This is a genomic window from Musicola keenii, from assembly GCF_014855505.1.
GTDB classification, from domain to species: domain Bacteria; phylum Pseudomonadota; class Gammaproteobacteria; order Enterobacterales; family Enterobacteriaceae; genus Musicola; species Musicola paradisiaca.
The window spans coordinates 1-3,937 of record NZ_JAAWVW010000045.1; the positions used below are offsets into that span (position 1 = coordinate 1).

Sequence of the window (3,937 nt, forward strand, 5' to 3'; positions counted from 1 at the left end):
CCCCGAATGTTTTCATGTGATTAATACAGTGCAAAACCTTAATCATTTAATATTCCCTAAGGAAAAAAACTCATCCTTGGTAATTTTCATTTTCAAGGATGATTTAATAACAGCCTTGAATATTACAACGAATGACTTAATAGAAAATATTTTCTGCTTAACCAAATAGTTAATCACAATGAAAGGAAAAACCAACATATATATCATCATCCATAACAAAAAAGTGTTGGGGAACATTTTTCTCATAAATAATACCTTTGTTCTATGGCCCATATATAAAAATGGCAGCCCATATTTTTTATGAGTCCCACTGATCTCATGCTCATATATCTTTTTAGATGGTGTTATTATTACAGCCCCATGCCGCCTCATTCGTATGCTGAGCTCCCATTCTTCCCCTCCAAGAAAGAAGTCCTCATCAAGAAGTCCATATTCTAATAAAAAGGCCATAGGGACAATTACAGCTGCACATGTTCCAAACTCACTACATATAGTGAATTTTTTATTTTGAGAATCAACATCACATCGCCCTCTAACATAATGCAATCTCCCCCCAAATGACCAATCCTTATGGTCATCCATCCGCTCTCCTCTGGGGGAAATAATTACATCAGGGAATACATTTATAACTCGATTAAGATAGTTTAGTGCGTCATTTTTTAAAATAGTATCCGGATTTAATATAAAAACATGCGTAGACTTGTCGGATAAATTATTAATACCTAAATTTGTACCAAATGAAAAACCGCCATTACACGGGGATTCAACAATCGAAACATTTATTTCTTTGAATTTTTCCACAATGTTTTTTAGCGAAAGAAACTCTTTCTTACATTCACTGTTATCAACAATAACAATTTCACCTTCAAACATTTGAGGATAAATAGAATAGAGCAAAGATTCGATTTTTTTATGAGAAAAATAATTAAGAATTACAATACCTAATTGCATAATCCATTTCCATTATAAATCATAACTACGTATGACTCGCTTTTTCACCCCATGAAAATAACCCATCAAAATCATTTTCATGACATTACCACCAGATAGCCCAGAGTGTATTTTGTAAAATATGAATCCTTTTGTAAAAACATGAACACTATATGTCAAAAAAGAAAGAAAATACTGAATTCCGTTTAGTTTTTTAATAAAAAGCATTTTCGCTCGAATAGCCCAGTATATATGTTCAGGGGAAAACCGTTTATGCGACCCATTTTCTTTATGAATTAAGATAGCATCTCTCAATAAAAATCTATTCACCCCAGAATCTGCTAGTTTCTTATTTAAAAACCACTCTTCCCCTCTAAAAAAGAAATCAGAAACACCAGAAAACGCATGATAATTCTTCAGTATTACTTTCCTGGGTATTATTAAACAACAACCACTAACGTGCTCAGTTTCTATTATTCTTTCGTCATATTTATCTCGCTTCTGTGCATGATGCTTAACAATCCATGGTAATAGTCCAAAATGACCTCCACTTGACCATGGGGTTTCATCCTCTAACATTATATATGGGCCATATATGGAATTGTCGTTTTTATTTACAGCAAAAAGAATCTCATCAAAAAATCCATCACAAAACTCAGTATCATTATTAACCAGAATTAATGCATCATAATCTTTGCACTTATTCATTGTTGACAATGATATTTTCCATGTCGGGCCGAGACCAATATTACGCTTTGGTTTTACTATTGAAAGATTCAAATTACCATAATCACTTTCATTTAAGTTCACCATTGAAGCTGAGTTATCAAATAGCTGCACACTAAATTCGTGTATAGTCTTTTGCTCTGAAAAATCAGATAGTCTAGCCAAAAAATCATAGGTATCTTGATCTGAGAAATAATTGGCTGTTGATATTAAAAACCGCATTACAGATCCTTTACATTATTAATGAGTAATAATCTTACTCAAAATTGGCAATTTTACAAAAAATAATTAATGAAGAAAAAAATAAAATCAGTGAACAATACTTCACATTGCATAGTTAGATTATTAGATTAAATGTATGGATACTGAAGCACGAACATTAAATAATCTAAAGGTAGCTGTAGTCAGAGAAGTATTATGAAAGCCCACAGCTCATAAAGACTTGCACGAGATAGAAGATATAGATAATCCGGCCTATCGCCTCGCTACGCATCTTTCTCCACAGGTGTGCTTAGAGTATTTTATTCGCTGATAATATATTTATCACAATATATATTGTCCCTGAAAATAATTCAGCTTCATCGCCTCTTCTTATTCGAGAATTGTATTCCTTCATAGCTTCCAGGCGCCGATGTAACTTATTATCTATAGACTAGCGACCTCGTGTTGCTGAAGAAAACGTCTCCGCAGATAAATCTGATGAACTAATATAATACCATATCTGCATTTCCGGCTCATTTGCGATGAAGCAGTTCGTAAGGCATTCGCTGGAGCAAAACAGCGCTATGGTGCGCCGCGCCTTGCTGATGAGTTGCCGGAGTACAACATTAAAACCATCGCTGCCAGCCTGCGTCGTCAGGGATTACGGGCAAAAGCCAGCCGCAAATTCAGCCCGGTCAACTACCGCGAACACGGTCTGCCGGTATCGGAAAACCTGCTGAAGCAGGACTTCATCGCCAGCGGCCCGAACCAGAAGTGGGCAGGCGATATCACGTACCTTCGCACGGATGAGGGCAGGCTGTATCTGGCGGTGGTGATTGACCTGTGGTCACGAGCCGTTATAGGCTGGTTGATGCCGTCACGAATGACGACGCAACTGGCCTGCAATGCGTTACAGATGGCGCTCTGGCTTCGTAAGCGACCCAAAAACGTTATTGTCCATACCGACCGTAGCGGACGGTACTATTCAGCAGATTACCAGAGCCTGCTGCAACGGCATAATCTGCATGGCAGCATGAGTGCAAAGGGTTGTTGCTACGATAACGCCTGCGTGGAAAGTTTTTCCACTCACTGAAAGTGGAATGCATCCAGGGGGAACGCTTTATCAGCCGGGAAATAATGTGAGCAACTGTGTTTAATTATTCTAGTGTGATTACAATCGCTGGTCACGCCACAGTGCTTGTGTCGGTCTTAGCTCGGAATATGAAAACCAGAACCTCGCTTAGGATGGAGTCCACATTACGTGAGTAGGATTAGATCAATCGGTGATAAATATTTTAATCTTAACAGCACGATCATCTTGCATGACAAAACCAAGCATCTTTAGTGATCACTGGTATATACTAGTTATAGGTTATTTCATTATAAACTAAATAAAAAAACCTAAAACTAGGATTTATACCTTGTAGTTAGCTCAGATAGAAGAGCTATTGTGTACCAAAAAAAAGGTATCCAGTACTCAGAGATGATTGAATAATGCATCAATATACAAAAATATATCGTCAGTAGACACCATTTTATATCGTTCTTTAAAGAAAAGACTTTTTTTAGTTTAATTAATATCCATATAAAAATAAATAAACACGATAAGACACCGCCTGAAAGCAAAAACATCAGATAAAGACTTACCTGTCCTGCAAACAATTTTATATTAAAATAATATCCACTAGCAGACGCAACCTCCGGTGCTACACCAAACCCTATACCGAAAGGAAACTGGCATACTGCATTTATCACCGATAGATAGACCGTTTTTCTATCTAAAGCAGAACCAATTAGATTATCAGAATACAATATTGATATTTTATTTAAAAATGTATCATTAATGAAGATTGAAACTTCATCTTGATAAAAAAACATTAAAAATATAACACACGAGCTACCCAAAAAAATAATTTTTATCGAAAATTTATAGAGAGCCAAAAACAAAAACATCGATAACAATAAAAACATGAATGACGCACTAGAAAATAACAAGACTAACGAGATGACGGAAAGAATAATTGAAGGAAAAATAAGCTTACATTCCCTTAGAACCAAAGGTTTTTTCAGGTATATATAT

At 35.9% G+C, this 3,937-nt stretch carries 2 protein-coding genes and 1 pseudogene; 1 reads left to right on the plus strand and 2 read right to left on the minus strand.

From position 1 onward, the window contains the following. Positions 1 to 42: 42 nt before the first annotated feature. The gene (locus tag HEP82_RS19660) at positions 43 to 951 is read right to left on the minus strand and encodes a glycosyltransferase family 2 protein (RefSeq protein ID WP_192459589.1); all 909 of its coding nucleotides are present in this window, start codon (positions 949 to 951) and stop codon (positions 43 to 45) included. Between the two features lie 12 nt (positions 952 to 963). Beyond that, positions 964 to 1,878 carry a glycosyltransferase family 2 protein gene (locus tag HEP82_RS19665; RefSeq protein ID WP_192459590.1) on the minus strand — a complete coding sequence of 305 codons (915 nt, stop codon included), beginning with the start codon at positions 1,876 to 1,878 and terminating at the stop codon, positions 964 to 966. Positions 1,879 to 2,383: 505 nt separating this feature from the next. Between HEP82_RS19665 and HEP82_RS19670 the strand changes: the two are divergent. Continuing rightward, positions 2,384 to 3,101: pseudogene (locus tag HEP82_RS19670) on the plus strand (IS3 family transposase); the annotation flags it as partial. Between the last annotated feature and the right edge of the window lie 836 nt (positions 3,102 to 3,937).

Coding starts and splice junctions, on each gene's coding strand:
- HEP82_RS19665 (WP_192459590.1), bottom strand. CDS start 1,878: ATGCGGTTTTTAATATCAACAGCCAATTATTTCTCAGATCAAGATACC.
- HEP82_RS19660 (WP_192459589.1), bottom strand. CDS start 951: ATGCAATTAGGTATTGTAATTCTTAATTATTTTTCTCATAAAAAAATC.